Here is a 22,840-nt window from a genome sequence, read left to right as displayed (position 1 = left end):
CAGTTGAATTAGACGATGTTCCTACTAACTGGTCGGTCGATTCAGGTGTTGTTGAACCTGACGTTTGGTCAGCAGATGATGTAGTACTGCTTGAAGTTGATGATTCTGCAGCTCTCGCTTCATTTCCTAGTCCAAATAAAATTGTTGCACCTACTATAATCGAAGCTGTACCTACTGTAAATTTGCGGATCGAATATTGATTTTGGCGCCTCGCGTTAAATCCATTGGAATATTTTTTCATTAATGTTTCCCCTTTCGTGATTGTCCTATTATGCCCTAAGCAACTTAAATTAATATTACACCTACATCATACCCCATTTGAATGTTATTTGCATCATTTTATTATACTTTTTTTGAATTATCTAATTGTACATTATTTTTAAAATGATTTTCAAAACGTTATCTAATATTATTGTTTCAATTACGTTTGAGAATAGACAGTTTTGCTATACAATTTTTTAATTTTAATCTTCGTTTTCAGGTCATCCTACACTATTCCAATACTGTTGTTAGACAAATCACTTTTCATTTAATTGTATTTATATATCAAAATTGAATATAAAACTTACTGATATACGCTAATAAACGCTTCTATTATAATAGATATTAACTTTTCACTTTTATACAAATCCTCACCCTAAAAGTGTAATAAGTATCGTTAAATTACATTATTTGAGTAATACTTGGCAATCCTAATGATTTGATGTAAAATCAACAAGGTGAATGTAATCTTTTTAAGTTTACAAGTTAACAATTAGACTTTTATAGTTCTAAGGGGGAAGCAAAAATGGAATTAGCACATAAGATTTTAAATGGCACCGCGTTAACAAAAGAAGAAGCCTATGATTTATATACAGATGAATCTATCGATACGATGACACTATTAGATGAGGCTTATGCCATCAGAAAGCATTACTATGGGAAAAAAGTGAAGTTGAATATGATTTTGAATGCAAAAAGCGGTATTTGTCCTGAAGATTGCGGGTATTGCGGTCAATCAAGAGATATGAAAAGAAAAGATCGTTATGCTTTAATTCCAGAAAATGACATTATTGCAGGTGCAGATGCGGCAGCTGAACATCAAATCGGTACATATTGTATTGTTATGAGCGGACGAGGTCCAAGTGATAAAGAAGTCAACCATATTACTGAATCCGTAAAACAAATCAAACACAATCATCCGCAATTAAAAATCTGTGCTTGTTTAGGTATTGCGAATGATGAACAAGCACAACGCTTAAAAGATGCGGGTGTCGATCGTTATAACCATAACCTGAATACCAGTGAAAACTATCACGACACAGTAGTTACAACACATTCATATGAAGACCGTGTGCATACGGTTGAAATTATGAAAGCACATAACATCTCACCTTGTTCAGGTGTTATTTGCGGAATGGGTGAAACAGCACAAGACAGAATTGATATGGCCTTTGAGTTGAAAGAACTTGATGCGGACAGTATTCCAATCAACTTCCTTCACCCTATTCAAGGTACTAAGTTTGGCGGCATGGATGAATTAACACCTATGAAATGTTTACGTATCATCGCATTATTCAGACTAGTGAATCCAACGAAAGAAATCCGTATCGCTGGCGGCAGAGAAGTCAATTTACAATCATTACAGCCGCTTGCATTGCTTGCTGCGAACTCAATCTTTGTCGGCGATTATCTTATCACTGGCGGCCAACCTAATGATATGGACTTTAGAATGATTCAAGATTTAGGTTTCGAAATCGACAACAGCAACTTGCCAGAAGATACTGCTGAACAAATTACAAAAGAATTAGAAGTTCAATAAAACACAAACAGACCTGAGACATGATAAATCTATCATACTGTCTCAGGTCTGTTTCATTTGATTAATCTACACGTTCTGCTTTATAGATACTGCGCGTCTCCCACTCGCCTGTTTGCGCATTATAATCATCACAAGTGATTAATGTAAGCTGCTCTTTACTATTTTTATGTTCATCTAATACACTGACTTCGTCAGGTTTAACATCTCTAATAGAAGTGATTTTATATTTTCTTGTTTCATTCCCTACTTTAAATGTTACCTTTGCACCCTTTTTAGCTTTGTGCAGATTAGTAAACTGATAATTGCCGCTGGTGTTCGTATGTCCGGCAATCGCAATGTTCTGCTGATCTAACGATTCATCTTCTTCTGCCAAGCTGACACCTCTGTTCAACTGCTCTGGTGTAGCAGGACCAGGATACACCGCTTCCTTGATTTTAACGCTCGGAATATCGATATAACCTACTAATTGTGATTTATCTTTAGGAACTTTCGGTACTTCTTTTTTATCTTTTTTCTGTTCCGCTTGTTTTTTATCATAATGTTCAATTTTTGCATCATTTTGTTTTCCAGCGATATAATGATCGATTTGCGGTTTAAACACTATGAAGATACCGACTAAAATCAGTACGACTCCAATAATCGTAAATAACCGTGATTTCCACTTGCCCATTGTCAACCTCCTAATTAAGTTCATGATGTGAATTTCGTCTATTATACCATGATTTTCACTTTGCATATATCCTTTAGTATGCACTGGCAATCAAGATTAAAATGTTATACAATTAATTAGATACTAAAATGTTTTTAAGGAGAAAGACGATGTGGAATTTATTTAAAGGGCTCATATTTATACTCGCACTGATCGGTACCTATAAAGTATGGCAAGACGGCAATTATTTAAATAACTTTCTAAACTTTTACAGCAGTATTTTCGACGGCACTTTCTTCAATCAAATACAAACATGGTCCAACGATATACCATCATTGCAAAACTTGCAGCACGCTGCTGACCATTTACCTTCATACAATGAAATCAAAGCATTCTTTAATCTATAGCAAAGCAATCATTTACAGAGTCTGTCACACTCAATAAATGATTGCTTTTTTAATGATGATGTTTCAAATCCATCGATTCTTTATATGCGGCATCTGCATTTTGAAAATGCGGACTGCGCGGAATGACTTTATTTTCAACGGCACTTTCATACGCGCTTAATTTTTGGGCTTCAGTTTTCTTCGCATCATTGAAAAATGCTTTTAATTGTTTTTCAGATGTTATCCCTTTTAATTTTTTCTTTTGATGCAATGCGGCTTCTGCATCATTTTGAATTTCCGCCTTAATCGTATATAAACCTGATCCGATTACAAGCAAGAATAGGCAAGTTCCTATCAGCAAATTCTTCATCTCTTCACCTCTGCTATTTCATATCACAAGTATTATACGCCTCAACAAAGCAGTTTGTATCATCCAAAACCATTGTTCACCAAACGTTCCTATTTTGCACAACAGATATTTTTCAAAAGTGTAAAATTTACACTTTCATATACAAATTGTATCGAGTATAATAAATATATCTTAAATTACATGTAAAAGGATGATTATTAATGTCACAAGTATTATATATTACTGCACACCCATTAGATGAAATGGTTTCAAACTCAATGGCAGTTGGTAAAGCCTTTATCGAAAGCTATCAATCAGAACACCCTGAAGACGAAGTGGTTCATATTGATTTATTCAAAGACGATGTACCAGAAATCGATGCTGAAGTTTTCTCAGGCTGGGGTAAATTACAATCTGGCGAAACACTTACTGATTCAGAACAACAAAAAGTAAATCGCTTAACTGAACTTGTTGATCAATTCGTAGCAGCTGACAAATATGTCTTTGTTACTCCAATGTGGAACTTATCATTCCCTCCTGCTGTTAAACGTTACTTCGATGCTGTAACAGTTGCAGGCAAAACTTTCAAATACTCTTCTGAAGGACCACAAGGGCTGCTTACAGATAAAACAGCATTACACATTCAATCACGCGGCGGCTACTACAGCGAAGGCCCAGCTGCAGACTTCGAATTAGGCGACCGTTATGTACGTACTATCCTAGCATTCATGGGTGTACCAAACATTAACTTAATCGCAATCGAAGGTCATAATGCAGAACCTGAAAATGCTGAAGAAATTAAATTGAATGCGATTCAAAACGCACAATCATTCGCAAAAGAATTTTAATCTTAACATGAAAACGGACAGCTCCTTAATAATGGAACTGCCCGTTTTTTTATGTGTTACTTATCGTTTTTCTTTTCTAACTTCTCTTTTTGTTTTTTTGCTTCTTCTTTCGTCGTTTCTACAACACGACCTGAAATAGAACCTTTTTTCTCTTCAGCCATTGAATAAGCCTCCTTTAGGCAAATTTCATCATTCAGATTTCAACTCTGAATGTTATTTCTTAATCTACCCGTTTTCTTATTCAATAACACACTATTATTCTTTTTCATTTTCGAATTGCTCAAAATAATTCTCATCCAAATGGTTTAAATCCAGATGTTCAATTTGCAATGTTGTGTGATGCAAACCGTATTTTGTTTTCAGCAATTTTTCTAATTGGTTGATGATACTATAAGCATCTTGGCTGTCTTTACTGTCTAGCACCACATGTGCAGATAATGAATATTGGTCTGAAGTAACACTCCAAAGGTGGAATTCATGCACATCGATGACACGATCTGCTTTCTTCATATCCTCCATAATCTGATCCACATCTAAACCGCTCGGTACTGCTTCCATTAAAATAAGCCAAGCATTCTTTAAGATTTTATAACCGCCGTTTAATAATACGCATGAAATGACAATACTTAAAATCGGGTCAATCATTTGAATGCCGGTAATTTTAATTAAAATTACCGCTACAATGACACCGACCGAGTTAAGCAAGTCGCCTAAGAAATGCCAAAGCGCACTTTGGATATTGATGTTATCTTCAGATTTCAAAGAATGATACAACAACCATGTCAGTACGATATTGACTATCAAACCAATGACCGCAATCCAAAACATTAGGCCGCTTTCGATTTCCCTTGGGAAAATCATACGCATAATCGCTTCGTAGAAAATCCATAATGAAATGACTACCAATGCCAAACCATTAAGGAATGCCGCAACTACCTCAAACCTTAAAAAGCCGTAAGTAAAATGATTCGTCGGACGCTTGCTTGAAAAATATATCGCGACCATTGATAAACCTAATGCCAATACGTCACTCAGCATATGAAATGAGTCTGATAATAGTGCTAAGGAATTGGAGACAATCCCTCCGACGAATTCAACAATAGTGAAGAACAATGTAATGATTAATGATAACCATAGTGTTTTTTTAGAGCTTTGTTGAATTTTTCGATGCTCCACATGATGGAAATAATAAGTCCTAGAATAATTTCTTGCCATTACTTGCCCTCCCGTTTACATAGTCCGTAAATAAATCTATCACTTTGAATGTATGTTAGCTACATCCATTATACTCGATTTTTACTAATCGTGATGAACGCCCCACAGCGCTGTTTCACATGTTTTAATAATACGCTTCAATACCGCAATACGTGCTGTTTTCTTATGATCAGCAGGTACAATGTACCATGGCGCATTAGAAGTATTCGTTTTATTAACCATATCCGCACTTGCTTCTAAATATAAATCCCATTTTTCACGGTTGCGCCAATCTTCATCTGTGATTTTCCATTGTTTATCTGGATTGTCTTCTCTCGCTTTAAAGCGTTCTAACTGTACATCTTTATCTAAGCTGAGGAAGAATTTCAAGATGATTGCACCTTCATCTGTCCACATTTTTTCAAAGTCGTTGATTTCATGATACGCACGCTGCCATTCATCTGTAGTCGCAAAACCTTCCACACGTTCCACAAGTACTCGGCCATACCAGCTGCGGTCAAACATTTCAATATGTCCGGTTCTCGGCATATCATGGGCAAAACGCCATAAATATTGATGTGCCAGTTCAACATCAGTCGGTGCACTGATCGCATTGACTTCATAACCTGTCGGATCTAATTTTTCGCGAATACGTTTGATATTGCCGCCTTTACCCGCTGCGTCCATACCTTCAAAGACTAGAATCAATGGGATTTTTCTTTCATATAACGCAAATTGAATTTCCAGCATACGTGCTTGCAGCTTTTCAATTTGTGCATTATAGTCTGCTTTGCTGACTTTAGGCAATAGATTATCAAATAAATCTGTTTTAAAGTCAGGTGTAAATAAGCCGTCACGTGTTTTGACACGTTCGTGATAAGCTTTAATCGCTTTTTTCAAGCGTTTGATAATATGTTCATACATACGAATCGTAGCCGCTTCTCTATCCGTATAATCAATCACTTGCCAATCTTTTTGTTTCGGATCATTTAAAATACGGCTCATCTCTTCAAGATAAATATCATCAGGAATTACATTTTCATATTCTTGTGCTTTCCAGCGTGTTAACGGATTCTCTTTCGTCTGTAAAATATGTTCTTGTCGTTTTTGTTCATCTATCTCAATATAGAATTTGATAATTTCATAGTTATCATTTTCAAGCATAGTTTCAAAGCCTGCGATCTGGTCGCGCAGCACATCATAATCTTTATACTGCAAATGCTTTATACCATTGACTTTGTAATCAATATAGTGTGCATACCAGCTTCTGAAATAGATATTGATTTCGCCTTTACCCGGTAAGGTATTCCAATACTTTTGAAGAAATTGATAGCGCAGATTTTCTTGAGTCGGCGATGCTGTCGCAATAAAGCTGGAATATTTAGCATCCAACGTAAGTAGTAATTCATTAGACAAACGTGTCTTTCCTGCTGCCGGCACCCCTTCGAATACAATCATAACCGGTATCCCTAGCTGATGCGTTGTTCTTGTTAGCTCAGATGCTTTTAACTCAAGTTCTTTAATCTTAGTTGACATATTCTCACCCCATTTATAAACTTACTTCTAAATTAACACTTTTTCAGACTGAATTGCGTAAAGGAGTAAAATTCCACTCAATCAAATCATTATGTATAAAGAAAGCGGCTCACTATAAAAGCAAGCCGCCCGATGGATTTATCCATTTCGCTTAGAAATTCGCATCACTTAAAATTTTATCCATTGAAGCATCTACACTGCCCTCGTACATCGTACCGAATTTTACTAAATGAACAAGCAGTAAATAGAATTTATAGAATTCAATACGCTGATAAGCGCCTTCATCTAAAGGATATGCTTTATCATAAGCTTCATAAAATTCTTCTGAGAAGCCGCCGAATGTGATTGTCGCACCTAAATCAAATTCTCTATCGCCATATAATGGTGCAGGGTCGAATAAGGCAGGTTCTCCGTTTTCTAAGAACATATAATTGCCGCCCCATAAGTCGCCATGCAATAAAGAAGGTTTGCTTTTATGATTGTCTAAAGCCTGTACAATCACTTCTCGGACGTTATCGAATTTATTAAGCTGGTCTACATTCCATAACCCTTTTTCTACGATTGTTTCTCTTAAATGATCTAATCGGCGATTCACAAAGATTTCTTTCCAAGAATCTGTCCATTCATTATTGAATGAAATATCTCTGCCTTCATACGGATAATCATAACCAAAACGTTTATCCGGATTATGGAAATCATGCAGTTTTGCGACGAGTTTGCCGAGTTCTGCCTGGCTGCCGCGCGGTCCCTCTTCTAACCAGCTTAAAATTAAATAAGCGTCTCCGCCGATTTCGCCGTTCGCAATAACACGCGGTGCTGTAATTTCTGCATATTCAAAGTCTTTTAATCCTTCCGCTTCAGCCGCATAGAAATCATAAGGACTATCAGGTTGTACGAGTAAAAAGAAAACCTCTCCTGCTTCTGTATCAATGCGGTAAGCATCATTCACATCACCGCCGGCAATCGGTACGATATCTTTAATACCAGAGATTGGTAGATTTTGCTGCCATAACTTGTCCATCATGTCTTCCCCCGTTCTTAATTGTTCTATATATAATATATACCACCTTGCTCATATTTATAACTTTCCTTACCCTATCCGCCTTCACACTTTATTACTTTTATTTATTTCATTTTACAATGATGTGTTATTCAAAATAACAATCCTTTTTTCGTTACCTTTTATGCTATACTAATGGCAAATAAATGGAGGTCGAAATCCTAAATGAAAAAACTTCTACATCGTTGGTTTATACAAGGCCTAAGTTATATGACATTAGGTCTGTTCGGTTCACTCATTATCGGTTTAATCCTGCAGACTATCGGTAAACAATCTTTAGTTCCTGCTTTAAATTTACATTTCTTATCTGATATCGGTACAGTCGCAATGGGATTAACCGGCGCTGCTATCGGGGGTGCCATTGCCTATGGTTTAGGCGCACAGCCTTTAGTCATTTTCTCTTGTATTATCGTCGGGTCTCTCGGCTATGATAAATTTGGAGGCGGTGCTGTCGGTGCTTTTGTGGCGACGTTAATCGCAACTGAACTCAGTCGTTTTTATGCGGCTAAAACAAAAATTGATATTATTATTTCTCCGCTGCTCACTTTAATTATCGGGGGCGCAGTTGCTAAATTTATCGGACCTTTCTTAAACGATTTTATGGTTTCGCTAGGCAAAATGATTATGCTTGCGACAGATCAGCGTCCGCTGGTTATGGGTATTTTAGTGGCAGTCATTTTCGGTTTGGCTTTGACAGCTCCGATTTCCAGTGCAGCCCTAGCTTTAATGCTCGACTTATCAGGTTTAGCTGCCGGTGCCGCAACAATCGGCTGTTGTGCACAAATGGTCGGTTTTGCGGTAACCAGCTATAAAGATAACGGCGTAGGCGGTATTATCTCTATCGGAATCGGTACAAGTATGCTTCAAGTTCCGAACATCTTGATGAATCCTGCCATTTTGATTCCGCCTACTGTCACAAGTGCTATTGTCGCACCTATCATGACAACACTCTTCCCAATGACAAACAATGCGGCAGGTGCTGGTATGGGAACGAGCGGATTCATCGGACAAATCATGACCATCAACACTATGGGGGCTTCTACTAAAACATGGTTATTGATTGTCATCTTCCAAATCGCATTACCTGCTATAGTCAGCTACTTGCTTTATAAAGTATGCCGCAATGCAGGATGGATTAAAGACGGCGATCAAAAGATTCATATCGGAGACAAGAAAACTGCAAGTTAACGCTATAACAATGGTTTCCTAAATACAAATAACGTTTCACCCAGCAAAGGGATGAAACGTTATTTTTTATGCTTTCAATGATTCACTTCAGCTGTCTGATGTGCTGATTTTATTGTTTGTCTACATCCATTTCTGATAAATAACTGCGTCCGAATTCAGGCATTTTCACACCAAAGTTGTCTGCGATTGTCGCACCGATTGAACTAAACGTTGTATCACCGCTGAGTTCATGAGCTTTTGTTTTTAATTTAGGGCTATAGAACAATACAGGGATATATTCGCGTGTATGGTCTGTACCTGGCGCAATCGGGTCATTACCGTGATCTGCTGTAATAATTACTAAATCATCCTCTTGCAAGTGCTCAAAGAGCTCAGGCAAGCGTTCATCAAAGTCTTTGATGGCTTGTGCATAGCCTTCTTTGTCTCTGCGATGTCCGTATAACGCATCAAAATCAACAAGGTTTAAGAAGCTGATACCGTTAAAGTCTTGTTGTACGACATCAATCAATTGATCCATGCCATCCATATTATTTTTAGTACGAATCGCTTTTGTGACACCTTCACCATCATAGATATCATTGATTTTACCGATAGCTATCACATCATAGTCATTATCTTTCAGTTCATTCATTACAGTACGTCCGAATGGTTTCAAAGCATAGTCATGGCGGTTAGAAGTACGTGTAAAGTTGCCGGGTTCGCCGACATAAGGACGTGCAATAATTCGTCCGATTAAATATTTAGGGTCTTTAGTCAGTTCACGTACCTTTTCGCAAATATCATATAACTCTTCAAGCGGGATGATATCTTCATGCGCCGCAATTTGAAGCACAGGGTCTGCAGAAGTGTAGACGATTAAATCGCCTGTTTTCATTTGGTGTTCGCCCCACTCATCAATGATTTGCGTACCTGATGCCGGACGGTTAGCGACAATTTTACGTCCAGTCATCTCTTCGATTTCTTTGACTAACTCATCTGGGAAGCCGTCAGGATATACTTTAAACGGTTGCATGATATTCAAGCCCATAATTTCCCAATGTCCTGTCATCGTATCTTTACCTACAGAAGCTTCGCTCATCTTAGTGTAAAATGCTTCTGGGTGTTCAACTTCATGCACGACTGGAAGCTTATCGATATTACCTAATCCTAATCTTTCTAAGTTCGGTAAATCTTGTTCAAATCCTTCTAATGTGTGTTTTAAAGTGTGGCTGCCTTCATCGTTGAATGCGGCCGCATCCGGGCCTTCACCGATACCTACAGAGTCCATCACAATTAAATGTATACGTTTAAATGGCGTTGTCATACGCGCTCGCTCCTATCTATCTTAAATTCATACGTTTATTCAGTAATCACAGTATGGATGAGTGTTGGTGTCTCACCTGATTGTGCAATCGTAATATTATCATAAAGTTTCGCTTTGACATCATCAATGTCTTCGTTATTACTGTAAATGGTCATTAAGCTTTCACCTTCTGACACTTTATCTCCGACTTTCTTATGCAGCATCAAGCCGACACTCAAATCAATGTCATCGTCTTTTGTTTGACGGCCTGCGCCAAGCATCATGGATGCGATACCCATTTCATTTGCGACAATTTCAGTCACTACACCGCTTGATTGCGCTGGCAGTTCAATATGGTATTTTGCTTGCGGCAATAATTCAGGTTTATCCACTACTTCTGGATTACCCCCTTGGTTTTGCAAGAATGTACGGAACTTATCTAAAGCCGCACCGCTGTCGATGGCTTCTTTAAGCAATGTGCGTGCTTCATCTAAAGTTTCTGCTTTACCGCCTAAGACAACCATTTGAGAACCTAAAGACATCACAAGTTCAGTTAAATCTTCTGGGCCTTTGCCGCGCAAAGTATCAATCGCTTCTTGTAATTCTAAAGCGTTGCCGATCGCATTGCCGAGCGGTTGGCTCATATCAGAAATAATCGCCATTGTTTGTCTGCCGACATGATTGCCGATTTTCACCATCGCATGTGCTAAAGCTTTCGCATCTTCTAATGTTTTCATAAAGGCACCGTTGCCTGTTTTAACATCTAATACAATCGCATCAGCACCTGCCGCAATCTTCTTGCTCATAATCGAAGATGCGATTAACGGAATGGAATTAACTGTCCCTGTCACATCACGCAGCGCATAAATTTTCTTGTCTGCCGGTGTTAAATTCCCTGTTTGTCCGATAACTGCTAATTTATCTTCATTTACAAGACGGATAAATTCATCTTCTGAAATTTCAACGTGGAAACCTTCTACAGATTCTAATTTATCAATCGTACCGCCTGTATGGCCTAAACCGCGGCCGCTCATTTTAGCTACAGGTACACCTACAGCCGCAACTAAAGGTGCTAATACTAATGTCGTTGTATCGCCGACACCGCCTGTCGAATGCTTATCTACTTTAATCCCTTCTATTGCGGATAAGTCAATCACATCTCCCGAATGCACCATAGCCATCGTTAATGCAGCACGTTCCTCATCATTCATATCTTGGAAATAAGTCGCCATCGCAAAACTCGACATCTGATAATCAGGAATGTCGCCATTGGTATAATGTTCGATCATCCAATTCATTTCCTCTGTCGTCAATGCCTTCCCATCACGCTTCTTATCGATCAAATCCACCATTCTCATTATCTGTCACTCCTTCAAGTTTTCTCTTTCATCTGTTCTTTGTGACTTGCCTTACCTTTATTTTACCATGCATGAAATACAATTTCACAAACTGGTGAATTCTAGATTAATCAACTTCTACAAAGGGAATTGGGGTGTATAATGAAGTATATTGGAAATTGGAAGTGTGAGTCATGACAAACGATAAAATGCAAGCTGTAGTGATACATAAATATAAAAAAGCACAACAAGCAAAAATTGAAACAGTAGAACGTCCGAAAATTGAAGACAATCAAGTCTTAGTCAAAGTCCATGCGGCAAGTTTAAACCCTGTCGACTATAAAATTGCACAAGGCGGCGCTATCCGTATGTTCTTTAATTATAAAACTCCGTATATTATGGGGCATGATTTCGCAGGCGAAGTCGTCGCCGTCGGCAAACATGTTGTTGCATTTCAAATCGGTGATGCAGTGTACGGTACAAAACCAGGTGCCTTAGCAGAATATACTGCCGCAACACAAAATGAAATAGCTGCCATGCCGCGCAATTTAAGCTATGCACACGCCGCTGCGCTCCCTATGGCAGGTTTAACAGCGTATCAAGCGCTCAATGATACAATGCATGTCACACGCGGCCAAAACGTCTTAATTCAAGCAGGTTCTGGCGGTGTGGGTACATTAGCTGTTCAAATCGCAAAAGTATTAGGTGCACACGTTGCGACAACAACGAGTGCTAAAAACCGGGAATTAGTTAAAGCGCTGGGTGCCGATATTGTTATCGATTACCACCGTCAAAACTTCACTGAAATCTTAAAAGACTACGATGGCGTCTTAGATACATTAGGCGGTACATATTTATTAGATGCCTTTAAAATAATAAAACCGCTCGGAAAAGTCGTTTCTATCAACGGTAAACCTGACGGTGAAAATGCAATTCAATTCGGTATGCCGCTATGGAAAAGATGGTTGCTGCAATGGGGAGCACGCAAAATCCATCGCATAGCACGCGAACATCACGCCGCATATCATTTTCTCTTTATGCATAACAGCCGTAAAACGCTCAATAAATTACGTCAATTAGTAGAAAGCGGAAAAATCCGTCCAGTAATTAATGTAACATTTGATTTTGAAGAGATAAATAGTGCTTTGGATTATCTTAAACAAGGACATGCTGCTGGCAAAGTAGTCATCCGTATTTCACGTTAAGCTTTATGAATACAAAAGACACCGTCTTCCTTACAAACGCATCTGTTTGTTATAAGGAAGACGGTGTCTTTCTATTTCAATTTATTGAATTCTGATTTCAGCATCTTCTTCAGCATCTGCACCGCTGTCGATATAAACATAAGTTCTTAATGTCAGTGCATCTGTGCCTTTTTCGAAATTGAATTTTTCTAATGGGAATTCGAATGCTTTTTCAGTAGTTTCCCCAGCTTCAACTACTTGTTTGCTTTGAATTTCATATTCTTGCAGCACATTTTCCATTTCATCAAAGTCACTATGCTCTGTTGAATTTTTAACATGTTCAATCAGTGACAATTTAATTTTAGAGATTTGCTGATCAGCGTCTCCGCCTTTAAGCACAACTTTCCCTTTAATTAATTCATTAGCATCAAATGCTTCTTTTTCTAGACGTGTTTCGATTGTTAAAGCCCCAACGCCTAAAGATGTTAGTAATTTTTCAAACATGATGAGAATCCTCCTTGAAATGATGAAATTGATATATCACTGTTCACCCTACTTCTATTTCCCGTAAGCAAGGTGTTTCATTCATGAAATGAAGATATATTTCAATAACACAAGTATTTTAAAGAAATCACAGATTTCTTGTCAACAAAGACAGGTTAAAAAAGACGCTGAGCAAATTGCTGCCCAACGTCTGTTTCATTCGATTATACACTTACGGGTGTAATTCCTTTAAAATTCACTAAATTATAAGCACGTACCACTTCTTCGTTCGTCGGCTCTTGTACACCTTCTAACGGGTACGCAAGCTCTAAAGCTTCATACTTATGCACACCTAATTGATGGTAAGGCAGAATTTCAAAACGTTCCACATTATCTAAAGTATTGATAAATTCGCCTAGTTTTCTTAAATGTGCTTCATCATCTGTATACCCCGGCACAAGGACGTGACGGATCCATACAGGCTGCTTGCGTTCTGAAAGCATCTTCGCAAATTTAATAATATGCGTATTCGGTTTGCCTGTAAGCTCAATATGCTTTGCTTCATCCATGTGTTTTAAATCCAGCAAAACTAAACCTGTATGCTCAAGCAGATTGTCTAAATGGGAAAGGAATGCAGGGGTTTCATTCACACATCCTGCCGAAGTATCAATACATGTATGAATACCTGCTTGCTTAAGCTTTTGAAATAGTGCTTCGATAAACGGCATTTGAAGCAGCGGCTCTCCGCCGCTTACAGTGACACCACCGCCTGAAACTGAAAAGTAAGGACGATAAGGAAGAATTTCATCCACCAATTCGTCAACAGTTGCTTTGCGCGGTGCATCTGTTAACCCCCAAGTATCAGGGTTGTGACAGTACAGGCATCTCAATAAACACCCTTGTGTAAATATAATGTAGCGAAGCCCTGGTCCGTCAACTGTCCCTAAACTTTCTACTGAGTGAATTCTTCCTTCCATAATAATCGTCCTTTCTTTATTTATGTGATCCTTATGCTTTATTTAAAAGGGAAAGCCGCACGATTGACGGCTTTAATTCCCTGATAGTGACTACATTCTTTCGTGGAATGTTCTTGAGATAACGTCTAATTGTTGTTCTCTTGTTAATTTGATGAAGTTAACTGCGTATCCAGATACACGGATTGTTAATTGCGGATATTCTTCAGGATGTTCCATCGCATCTAATAATGTGTCTCTGTTGAATACGTTAATGTTAAGGTGATGACCTTGCTGCATTGCATAACCATCTAATACAGAAACTAAGTTATGGTTTTGTTCCATATCTGTTTTACCTAATGATTTCGGTACGATACTGAATGTGTTTGAGATACCGTCTTTACAGTATTCGTAAGGGATTTTCGCAACTGATGATAATGATGCTAAAGCACCGTGCTCATCGCGGCCGTGCATTGGGTTAGCACCTGGTGCGAATGGTTCGCCTTCTTTACGTCCATCTGGTGTATTACCAGTTTTCTTACCATATACTACGTTTGAAGTGATTGTTAAGACACTCATAGTGTGTTCTGAATCACGGTAAGTTTTGTGTTTGCGTAATTTTTTCATGAATGTTTTCACTAATTCAATCGCAATATCATCGACACGTTTGTCGTTGTTGCCGTATTTAGGGAAGTCGCCAGTTGTTTCGAAATCAACTGCTAAGCCTTCTTCGTTGCGGATTGCGCGAACTTCGCCGTATTTGATTGCTGATAATGAGTCAGCTGCTACAGATAAGCCTGCGATACCTGTTGCCATTGTGCGTAATACATCTGTATCATGCAATGCCATTTCAATACGTTCATAGCTGTATTTATCGTGCATGTAGTGGATGATGTTAAGTGAGTTGATATAAACGCCTGCTAACCATTCCATCATTTGATCGAACTTCGCATAAACTTCATCATAGTCCAATACTTCAGAAGTTACAGGTACGAATTCTGGTCCGACTTGTTTGCCTGATTTTTCATCTTTACCGCCGTTGATTGCATAAAGCAATGTTTTTGCTAAGTTCGCACGTGCACCGAAGAATTGCATTTGTTTACCGATACGCATTGCAGATACACAACATGCAATACCGTAGTCGTCGCCATAGCTTTCACGCATTAAGTCATCGTTTTCGTATTGGATTGCACTAGATTTAATACTCATTTCAGCACAGAAAATTTTGAAGTTTTCTGGTAAACGTTGTGACCATAAAACTGTTAAGTTTGGTTCTGGTGCTGGTCCTAAGTTATCTAAAGTGTGTAAGAAACGGAATGAGTTTTTCGTTACCATATGACGTCCGTCAATACCTACACCGCCGATAGATTCAGTTACCCAAGTAGGGTCGCCTGAGAATAATTCATTGTAATCTGGTGTTCTTGCGAATTTTACAAGACGTAATTTCATAATGAAGTGATCCACAATTTCTTGTACTTCACGTTCAGTAATGTCGCCATTTTGCAAGTCGCGTTCAGCGTAAATGTCTAAGAAAGTAGACGTACGGCCTAAGCTCATTGCGGCACCGTTTTGTTCTTTGATTGCTGCTAAGTAGCCGAAGTATAACCATTGTACCGCTTCTTTAAAATTAGTTGCCGGTTTGCTGATGTCATAACCGTAAGTTTCAGCTAATTGTTTCAACTCATGCAATGCACGATGTTGTTCTGATAATTCTTCGCGTAAACGGATTGTTGCTTCATCCATTTGGCTAGACATGTTATTGAAGTCATTTACTTTTTCTTCAATTAAGTAATCTACACCGTATAAAGCTACTCGGCGATAGTCACCGATAATACGGCCGCGTCCGTAAGCATCTGGAAGACCAGTGATGATACCTGCTTTACGGCAAGCTAACATTTCTTTAGTGTATGCATCGAATACACCTTGGTTATGTGTTTTACGTAAATCTGTGAAGATACGTTCTGTTTCTTTATCTAATTCATAACCATATGCTTCACAAGCTGCTTTTGCCATACGGATACCGCCGAACGGCTGCATTGAACGTTTGAATGGTTTCTCTGTTTGAACACCGACAATTTGTTCTTTATCTTTATTTAAGTAGCCTGCATCGTGTGAAGTAATCGTTGAAGCGACTTTTGTATCCATGTCCCACATGCCGCCGCGTTCACGTTCTTCTTTTGTTAATTGCATCACTTGTTCCCAAAGATCGCTTGTTGCTCTTGTTGGTGATTCTAAGAAAGAAGAATCTCCGTTATACATTGTGTAGTTCAATTGAATAAAGTTTCTTACATCCACTTCTGAAGTCCATTTACCTGTCGCAAAACCTGACCATGCTGATTGCTTTTTTGATTTAGATTCAATCATGATTATCCCTCCGATGGATAGTTTGTATTTTTAGGTTATTAAGTTTGTTCACCTTTTCACATACCATTATATCTTGCTTTGTGAAATAAACCACTAAAATATGAAAGCGTTTCATGCAACATGTGACGAGTCTGTGAATCTGTTAGAGTCAGTGTTACATTCTATATCATGTGTATTAGAACAGTTGGTGATTTGTTTTCAAAACAAAAATAATCCGGCAATGCAGTAACTGCAAGGCCGGACGAACTAATCACACCGATTTCTGTATACTATTCCTTTTCAACTCAATGTATTTTGGATTTAATGAAAGTTATTACTTATTTATAACCTAATTCTTTTAAATAGGATTTAAGTACGACTGCTTGATTGTGTTTTTCATCTTTTGCACCGAATAATAACACAACATCTTTGCGCGCATTTTTAATTATACCTTCAAGCGTTTTGAATGCTTCATTCTGTTCTTCATTATTTTTAAGTTCTTCTATATATTTCTTTTCAAACGCTTCGAACTTATCCGGATCATGACCGAACCATTTTCTGAGTGATTGAGTAGGACCGATTTCTTTTATCCACTCATCCAGATTCGCATTTTCTTTTGATATACCGCGCGGCCAAACACGGTCGACTAATATTCTGATACCCTCATTTTCTGCTTTATCTTCATATATACGTTTCACTTTGATTGCCATAAATCTCATCATCCTTTCATTTACAGCACTGTTTCATTTCTAATCTACCCTGTCCTATCCCCTGCAAACAAGCATTCAGCCCTATATAAATAGGAAACAACTCCTTATATTCACATTGTGCACTATATTTCTGTGGTAATACAGCGCTTTCACAATACAACAGTTGCTCGGACAGATTCACAATAATGTCACAACTCTAAAAAGTTATGCACCATATTTAGTGATTTTAATCACAAAGTCTGTTATTGTAGTATGTGAAATAGATAACAAAGTTGTTGCAAGCGATGTTGCTGTTCAAGAGACCTAGAGAAATGAACAGTGGATAGATAAGTGCTTATAACAACGCTATCTATTTAAACTCTTAATCTGGCGGCATTATAAAAAGACAATAATGCGACGCTTTACAGTGAACGAGTACATCTCAGAACAACACCTAGAAATGTCATTATGACAGTCAGTCTGTGGTAGGATTTCTGTCATGTTGCTGCATCGATCATAAATGATGCTCCCCGCATCTGAAATGATTGTGCATCAATTGCAGTATATTTCAGGAGGTGAGTTGTGCATAGCAGGTTGATGAATCAAAAATGAGATTACCCCATCTCAGATTCAATACCAACGCAAGTGATTCAATATAAAATGAACAAGCGTTTCCCCTGACGCTCAAAGCATTCAAACTCAATAGAATACGTGCTGAAAAAAGCAGACAGGCTCCCCAACCTATTGCTTTTCCACTCCCAACTAATTGTATACAGCGCGATTTATTGTGTGCCCAAAACAATATTGAATCATAGAACGGCTTATCTCTGAAAATGAGTAATTGGTATATTCAAAAGTTGAGTGTTAATGATACAGATAGATTGGATGATAGAGGATTCAACGTCTTGCATCTCATTAACTGCTCAATCCACTCCTTAAAAATTGTAGGCTAAGTAAGTATCGGAAGAAAAATATAACCAATCATATTGATGAACTCTTATAGAAATATACACAGTTAGAAAGTGCAGATACGTTTTCCCCTGAATGTATCTCACTTAAAACAAACCCCTTATAAAAAAATTGATATTGTTATTACAAGTACCAAAAATGACTCCCCATCATTTTTGAAATCACTGTAATCGAGAGAAGGTTTCCCCAGACCTTCTCTTTTTTTGTTTTTCTTTTCTCTTTTGCCGTTCGTCACACACTTTATACCGTTGGTGTTAAAAGTATTCTCATCAGATTGAATGTCTGCTTTAATGGAATTAACAAAGGAGGCAGGCCAATGAAAGTCAACACCTATATTGATCACAGCCATAAAGATGAGCATGTAGATATTTACGCACAAACACATAATCAAATGGTAGATGCGATTATTCACGCCGCAACAACAGTCACTGGTATTGCGACACTTTGCGGTAAAGAAAATGATAAGACTTACCGCTTCCCAATCGAAGAGATTCTCTACATCCGTTCAGAACAGCGCAAATTATTCGCCTATACAAAGTCGCACCGCATTCATATCCAAGCGCGCCTGTATCAGCTTGAAACCAAACTTCCAGATCAGTTCATCAGAATATCTAAATCTGAAATCATCAATATGCATAATATCCGCCAGCTCAGCTTAAGTCCGAACGGTATGATTCATATTGAAATGAAACATGGCGATGACACTTATTCTTCACGCCGCTATCTTAAACAATTGAAAGCGAGGTTATTCCAATGAAACAATTCCTGCAATCTCTAGCATCCGGTTTCATGATCGGCATCACCATCGGTATTGCATTGTCGCTGATATTCTCTTTTATCTTTGGTCAGGGACAGTATGTACCGCTATCTCCCGTTTCAACCATGGGTGAACTTTACCATCAGCACCTGTCAGAACCTATGATTATGCTGCTCTGTGTCATAATCTGGGGATGTATCGGCATTTTGTTTACTTTAACAGATTTCATCTTTACGCAAACAGACTGGAGTCTCCTTAAAATGACGCTCATTCACAGTATTTTAAGTTATGCAGGCTTCTTGCCGCTCGCAATTTTAGCCGGCTGGTTTCCGCTTGATATATTGAACTTCTTAGTTTTCACACTCATCTTTATGCTGGTCTATTTAATCATTTGGATGATCAACTATGTAAAGAACAAACGTTTTATCGATATGGTGAACCAAAAATTAAAATAAGCATACAGCAAAAAAGCAGCCGCCCGCTTAAGGACGTGCTGCTTCATTTGCTTTCAGTTCATCAAAGAACGCTTGTGCAGACTTATTCACTTCTTTGAAATCAATGCCTTGTGCTTGTGCCGCAAAGACACAGCCGCAATAACATTGTCTGTAGATATTGTAGTCTCTGCACATTTCAAGCGAACGTTCATAACCTTTATTCTTTTTAAAGTCGCTTGGCAGATAATTCACATCATAAAGCTTTTGAACTTCTGCACCTAACTCGTTAATCATTTGCGCATTTTTCTTCGGCGACAACGTTAATGCACTGCCGAAGTAATCATAACCATATTCCACAGCCGCTTCTGCGACCATATCTAAACGCATTTCAAAACAGGCTTTGCAGCGGAGACCGCCTTCAGGTTCATCTGTGACACCTTTCGCTTTAGCCATTTTCATAAACTCATGCGGTTTATAAGGTGCTTCGATATAACGGACATGTGTACCGTTCTTTTCATTGAAGTCTTCAATAAATGTCTTTTGTACATAAGCACGGCGTTCATATTCTTTCTTTGGATGAATATTAGGATTCGCAAAATAAATCGCAAGATCCGCATATTCAGACAAGAATTCTAATACATAGGTGCTGCAAGGTGCACAACAACTGTGCAGCATAATTTTAGGCCGTTCATTTGCACGTTCCCATTGGTTAATCATTTTCTTTAGTACTCTATCATAGTTTATCTTTTGATTTTTCATTTTGGCTACAATGCCATCCATCTCTATCATTGATGTGCCGCTCCTTCTCTTAGGTCGATTCGTTATTGTCTTTATTATAGCGAACTTTATTTCACCGTGCTATGCCTCATCATCTGATAAAGCGTTCTTCGGCATTCTGAGCGGAATCGTAAAATGGTCTGTACCTTCCCATCCTTGATGCTTGCTGAAGATGTCAAAGCCGCGTTTGAATGTTTCATCAATAACATCAAGTTCTGCTAAATCACCTTGTTTCAATTCGTAGACAAACTCTGTCAGCTGCTGATCAAAGTAGGCACCTTCAGGTAGTTTGCCTTCATATTCGAAATCGCTGTCCACAAACGGATAAGGCAAGACGAAGAAAGTCGGACCTTCAAAATTATCGTCGCCGAACCAAAAGCCGAATTCCACAAATCTTTCATCGAAGCAGCCGTATTCTATCACTTGATACGGCTTGAATGTTTCATACATTTCGTTATACACCACGATGGCAGAGATATCGAAATTACCCCAGAATAAGCCGGGTCCTTCGATTCTTGCGCGCAGAGGATTCACAAAACGTTCTAATGCACGATTAGCATGCTGCATTAATCGCAGTGCTTTCACTGCTTTATCATGATCATAGTGATGGTGTTCTGTATCTTCATCAAATGGTGTTGTTGTGTTCATCCCTTGCGGTACTTTATTCAGTTCTACTTGAATATCATATTGTTTTACAGTACCTGTGATTTGTTCATAATAATCTTGAATTGTTTTGCCGTCTTTTAATGGGAATGTGGTCATTTCATCATTAACACGTACTTCAATCTGGTCATCTAATAAGTTGATGCTGATTGAGAAATACTTTTCGCCATAATACATCAAGCCTGTCGTATAACCTTCTGATGTAATCGTTAATGTCAGATGTTCCCATTGCGGAGCTTGATAGTTGCAAGCGAGTTTGTATTTGCCTAAGATTTGCGTAATTAATTGTAATGTTTGCTGTTCATCTTTCCATTCATTATATTTCAATATTTCCATGGAAATTCCTCCCCTTTAGATATTCTCTACCCGTTTTTTCGCGCATAAACATAAAAGAAACCGCCGAAGCGGTTTCCTTAATACTTTCATAACATTGTCGTGTGTACATCTGATTCAACGCTGATTTTGTTACTTCACAATCAGAACAGGAACATGTGCACGTTTTGCGACTTTATGTGTCACATGACCTAAGACGTGTTTAATTTCTATGCGAGAACGTTTGTTACTCATCACAACAACGTCATAGTCGTTTTTCTCTAATTCATCTAAAATTTCTCTCGTTGCCGGACCTGTCGTAAAGACAATTTCATAATTCAAATCTCTTTCTTCCAGCTTTTGAATAAACGGTTTCATGTCTGCTTCTTTTTCTTTTGCTACTTCTTCAAAATGTTTGTTTTGATAACGTACATAATTGGCTAAATCATTTTCAGAAATTACATGATAAACCGTGATTTTCGCATCTTTACTATTATTCGTTAATTTAGCTAGTTGCTCAGGTACATTATTAAATGCGTTTCCGAAATCATAGGGTACTAGAATTTTATCATACATAAAATTTCACTTCTTTCTATGAAAAAGTTTAGTCATAATCTATTCATTATTAATATACCCTAAAAAGTTAATATATAACCAAATCTTTAAGTATAACGGCACTAAAAAACAGAGGACCTCTCAGCCCTCTGTTATTTGTTTCGTTTATAGATTAAGTGATTTGATAAATGACTTAATATCTTCTTTCATGTCTTCATCTTTTAATGCATATGCAATGGTTGTTTTCACAAAACCAGTTTTCTCTCCGACATCAAAGCGCTGACCTTCAAAATCATATGCATAAACGTCATCATCATGGTTCAAACGTTCAATGGCATCTGTTAATTGGATTTCTCCGCCGCTGCCTTTATCTTGTGTAGACAGATAATCAAAGATTTCCGGTGTTAAAACATAACGGCCCATAATCGCAAGATTAGAAGGTGCTGTACCTGGTGCTGGTTTTTCCACAAATTTTTCTACTTCGTATAAACGTCCGTTTTGTTTTTCAGGTTTTACAATACCGTAACGGTGTGTATCTTTCTCTGGAACAGTCTGTACACCGATAACAGATTTGCCTGTTTCATCATAGACATTCATTAATTGTTTGATGGCTGGGGTTTCTGATTCTACAATGTCATCCCCTAATAAAACCGCAAACGGTTCGTTGCCTATGAATTGGCGCGCTGTCCAAATCGCATGGCCTAAGCCTTTTTGTTCACGCTGACGGACATAGAAGACATTCGCTAAGTGCGTTGAATGCTGCACCTTTTCTAATAAGTCCATCTTACCTTTTTCTCTCAGATTATTTTCAAGTTCTACTTGATTATCAAAGTGATCCTCAATGGCACGTTTATGTTTGCCTGTAACAATAATAATGTCTTCAATGCCGGCACGATAGGCTTCCTCTACAATGTATTGAATTGTCGGTTTATCAAGTATCGGCAACATTTCTTTCGGCATTGCTTTTGTCGCAGGTAAGAAACGTGTACCTAAACCTGCCGCTGGAATAACTGCTTTTTTAATCTTCGTCATGAAAAATCTCCTTTTTAAAAGGTGGTATTAAGCGCAACTGATTCTTTATGTATAAGTCA

General features: G+C 38.1%; 22 protein-coding genes and 1 pseudogene. 7 read left to right on the top strand and 16 right to left on the bottom strand.

All coding sequences use genetic code 11. From position 1 onward, the window contains the following. Positions 1-114 precede the first annotated feature (114 nt). A pseudogene (locus tag MUA90_RS14035) lies at positions 115-241 on the bottom strand (YSIRK-type signal peptide-containing protein); the annotation flags it as partial. 546 nt (positions 242-787) lie between these two features. Here MUA90_RS14035 and bioB point away from each other — a divergent pair. After that, a complete protein-coding gene (bioB, locus tag MUA90_RS02495) occupies positions 788-1,801 on the top strand; it encodes a biotin synthase BioB (RefSeq protein WP_262588127.1) in 1,014 nt (337 codons plus the stop codon). A gap of 61 nt (positions 1,802-1,862) precedes the next feature. On the opposite strand, the gene srtA is transcribed toward bioB, so the two are convergent. Next, a complete protein-coding gene (gene srtA / locus MUA90_RS02490; protein WP_262588125.1) occupies positions 1,863-2,471 on the bottom strand; it encodes a class A sortase SrtA in 609 nt (202 codons plus the stop codon). 149 nt (positions 2,472-2,620) lie between these two features. On the opposite strand from srtA, the gene MUA90_RS02485 reads away from it, so the two are divergent. After that, positions 2,621-2,857, top strand: coding sequence for a hypothetical protein (locus tag MUA90_RS02485; protein WP_114604530.1), 237 nt, complete (start codon positions 2,621-2,623; stop codon positions 2,855-2,857). 49 nt (positions 2,858-2,906) lie between these two features. Here the strand turns inward: MUA90_RS02485 and MUA90_RS02480 are convergent, their stop codons facing one another. Next, the gene (locus MUA90_RS02480; protein ID WP_114604529.1) at positions 2,907-3,206 is read right to left on the bottom strand and encodes a hypothetical protein; all 300 of its coding nucleotides are present in this window, start codon (positions 3,204-3,206) and stop codon (positions 2,907-2,909) included. A gap of 200 nt (positions 3,207-3,406) precedes the next feature. Here MUA90_RS02480 and MUA90_RS02475 point away from each other — a divergent pair, with 200 nt between their 5' ends. Next, complete coding sequence (locus tag MUA90_RS02475; protein WP_114604528.1) at positions 3,407-4,033, top strand: FMN-dependent NADH-azoreductase; 627 nt, start codon at positions 3,407-3,409, stop codon at positions 4,031-4,033. A gap of 255 nt (positions 4,034-4,288) precedes the next feature. Here MUA90_RS02475 and MUA90_RS02470 read toward each other — a convergent pair whose 3' ends face one another. From MUA90_RS02470 to MUA90_RS02460, 3 genes are all read right to left on the bottom strand, one after another. After that, the gene (locus MUA90_RS02470; protein WP_262588123.1) at positions 4,289-5,248 is read right to left on the bottom strand and encodes a cation diffusion facilitator family transporter; all 960 of its coding nucleotides are present in this window, start codon (positions 5,246-5,248) and stop codon (positions 4,289-4,291) included. An 84-nt stretch (positions 5,249-5,332) separates the two neighbouring features. Further along, positions 5,333-6,763: a phosphate--AMP phosphotransferase gene (locus tag MUA90_RS02465; protein WP_262588120.1), complete on the bottom strand. Its 1,431-nt coding sequence runs from the start codon at positions 6,761-6,763 to the stop codon at positions 5,333-5,335. Between the two features lie 151 nt (positions 6,764-6,914). Next, a complete protein-coding gene (locus MUA90_RS02460) occupies positions 6,915-7,784 on the bottom strand; it encodes a fructosamine kinase family protein (protein WP_262588118.1) in 870 nt (289 codons plus the stop codon). Between the two features lie 204 nt (positions 7,785-7,988). Here MUA90_RS02460 and MUA90_RS02455 point away from each other — a divergent pair, with 204 nt between their 5' ends. Next, entirely contained in the window at positions 7,989-9,011 is a 1,023-nt protein-coding gene (locus MUA90_RS02455) for a PTS sugar transporter subunit IIC (protein WP_262588116.1), read from the top strand. A 109-nt stretch (positions 9,012-9,120) separates the two neighbouring features. Here MUA90_RS02455 and deoB read toward each other — a convergent pair whose 3' ends face one another. Beyond that, positions 9,121-10,314: a phosphopentomutase gene (deoB, locus tag MUA90_RS02450; protein WP_262588114.1), complete on the bottom strand. Its 1,194-nt coding sequence runs from the start codon at positions 10,312-10,314 to the stop codon at positions 9,121-9,123. Between the two features lie 35 nt (positions 10,315-10,349). Beyond that, positions 10,350-11,651, bottom strand: a complete 1,302-nt coding sequence (locus tag MUA90_RS02445; RefSeq protein WP_262588112.1) for a pyrimidine-nucleoside phosphorylase — start codon at positions 11,649-11,651, stop codon at positions 10,350-10,352. A gap of 173 nt (positions 11,652-11,824) precedes the next feature. Between MUA90_RS02445 and MUA90_RS02440 the strand changes: the two genes are divergently transcribed. Continuing rightward, complete coding sequence (locus MUA90_RS02440) at positions 11,825-12,835, top strand: NADP-dependent oxidoreductase (protein ID WP_262588110.1); 1,011 nt, start codon at positions 11,825-11,827, stop codon at positions 12,833-12,835. Between the two features lie 81 nt (positions 12,836-12,916). On the opposite strand, the gene MUA90_RS02435 is transcribed toward MUA90_RS02440, so the two are convergent. From MUA90_RS02435 to MUA90_RS02420, 4 genes are all read right to left on the bottom strand, one after another. Further along, complete coding sequence (locus MUA90_RS02435) at positions 12,917-13,318, bottom strand: sporulation protein (protein WP_262588108.1); 402 nt, start codon at positions 13,316-13,318, stop codon at positions 12,917-12,919. A gap of 203 nt (positions 13,319-13,521) precedes the next feature. Next, complete coding sequence (gene pflA, locus MUA90_RS02430) at positions 13,522-14,277, bottom strand: pyruvate formate-lyase-activating protein (RefSeq protein WP_262588791.1); 756 nt, start codon at positions 14,275-14,277, stop codon at positions 13,522-13,524. Positions 14,278-14,364: 87 nt separating this feature from the next. Further along, positions 14,365-16,614: a formate C-acetyltransferase gene (gene pflB, locus MUA90_RS02425; RefSeq protein WP_262588106.1), complete on the bottom strand. Its 2,250-nt coding sequence runs from the start codon at positions 16,612-16,614 to the stop codon at positions 14,365-14,367. A gap of 317 nt (positions 16,615-16,931) precedes the next feature. Beyond that, a complete protein-coding gene (locus MUA90_RS02420; protein ID WP_262588104.1) occupies positions 16,932-17,303 on the bottom strand; it encodes a DUF488 domain-containing protein in 372 nt (123 codons plus the stop codon). A 1,264-nt stretch (positions 17,304-18,567) separates the two neighbouring features. Between MUA90_RS02420 and MUA90_RS02415 the strand changes: the two genes are divergently transcribed. Together MUA90_RS02415 and MUA90_RS02410 are read left to right on the top strand one after the other, a co-directional pair. Next, complete coding sequence (locus tag MUA90_RS02415; RefSeq protein ID WP_262588102.1) at positions 18,568-19,008, top strand: LytTR family DNA-binding domain-containing protein; 441 nt, start codon at positions 18,568-18,570, stop codon at positions 19,006-19,008. Then, complete coding sequence (locus MUA90_RS02410) at positions 19,005-19,463, top strand: DUF3021 domain-containing protein (protein WP_262588100.1); 459 nt, start codon at positions 19,005-19,007, stop codon at positions 19,461-19,463. The genes MUA90_RS02415 and MUA90_RS02410 overlap by 4 nt, the downstream gene beginning before the upstream one ends. A gap of 27 nt (positions 19,464-19,490) precedes the next feature. On the opposite strand, the gene MUA90_RS02405 is transcribed toward MUA90_RS02410, so the two are convergent. The 4 genes from MUA90_RS02405 to galU form a co-directional block, all read right to left on the bottom strand. Beyond that, positions 19,491-20,231 (bottom strand): epoxyqueuosine reductase QueH, encoded by a 741-nt coding sequence (locus MUA90_RS02405; RefSeq protein WP_114604517.1) that lies wholly within the window; start codon positions 20,229-20,231, stop codon positions 19,491-19,493. Positions 20,232-20,300: 69 nt separating this feature from the next. Then, positions 20,301-21,218: a DUF5996 family protein gene (locus tag MUA90_RS02400; RefSeq protein ID WP_262588097.1), complete on the bottom strand. Its 918-nt coding sequence runs from the start codon at positions 21,216-21,218 to the stop codon at positions 20,301-20,303. Positions 21,219-21,347: 129 nt separating this feature from the next. Then, a complete protein-coding gene (locus tag MUA90_RS02395) occupies positions 21,348-21,770 on the bottom strand; it encodes a universal stress protein (RefSeq protein WP_114604515.1) in 423 nt (140 codons plus the stop codon). A gap of 144 nt (positions 21,771-21,914) precedes the next feature. Next, positions 21,915-22,781: a UTP--glucose-1-phosphate uridylyltransferase GalU gene (galU, locus tag MUA90_RS02390; RefSeq protein WP_262588095.1), complete on the bottom strand. Its 867-nt coding sequence runs from the start codon at positions 22,779-22,781 to the stop codon at positions 21,915-21,917. Positions 22,782-22,840 lie beyond the last annotated feature (59 nt).

The organism is Staphylococcus sp. IVB6181, assembly GCF_025561445.1.
Classification (GTDB): Bacteria; Bacillota; Bacilli; order Staphylococcales; family Staphylococcaceae; genus Staphylococcus; species Staphylococcus simulans_B.
The sequence above is the reverse complement of the archived record's forward strand: the minus strand, read 5'-3'. Positions and strand labels throughout refer to the sequence as shown.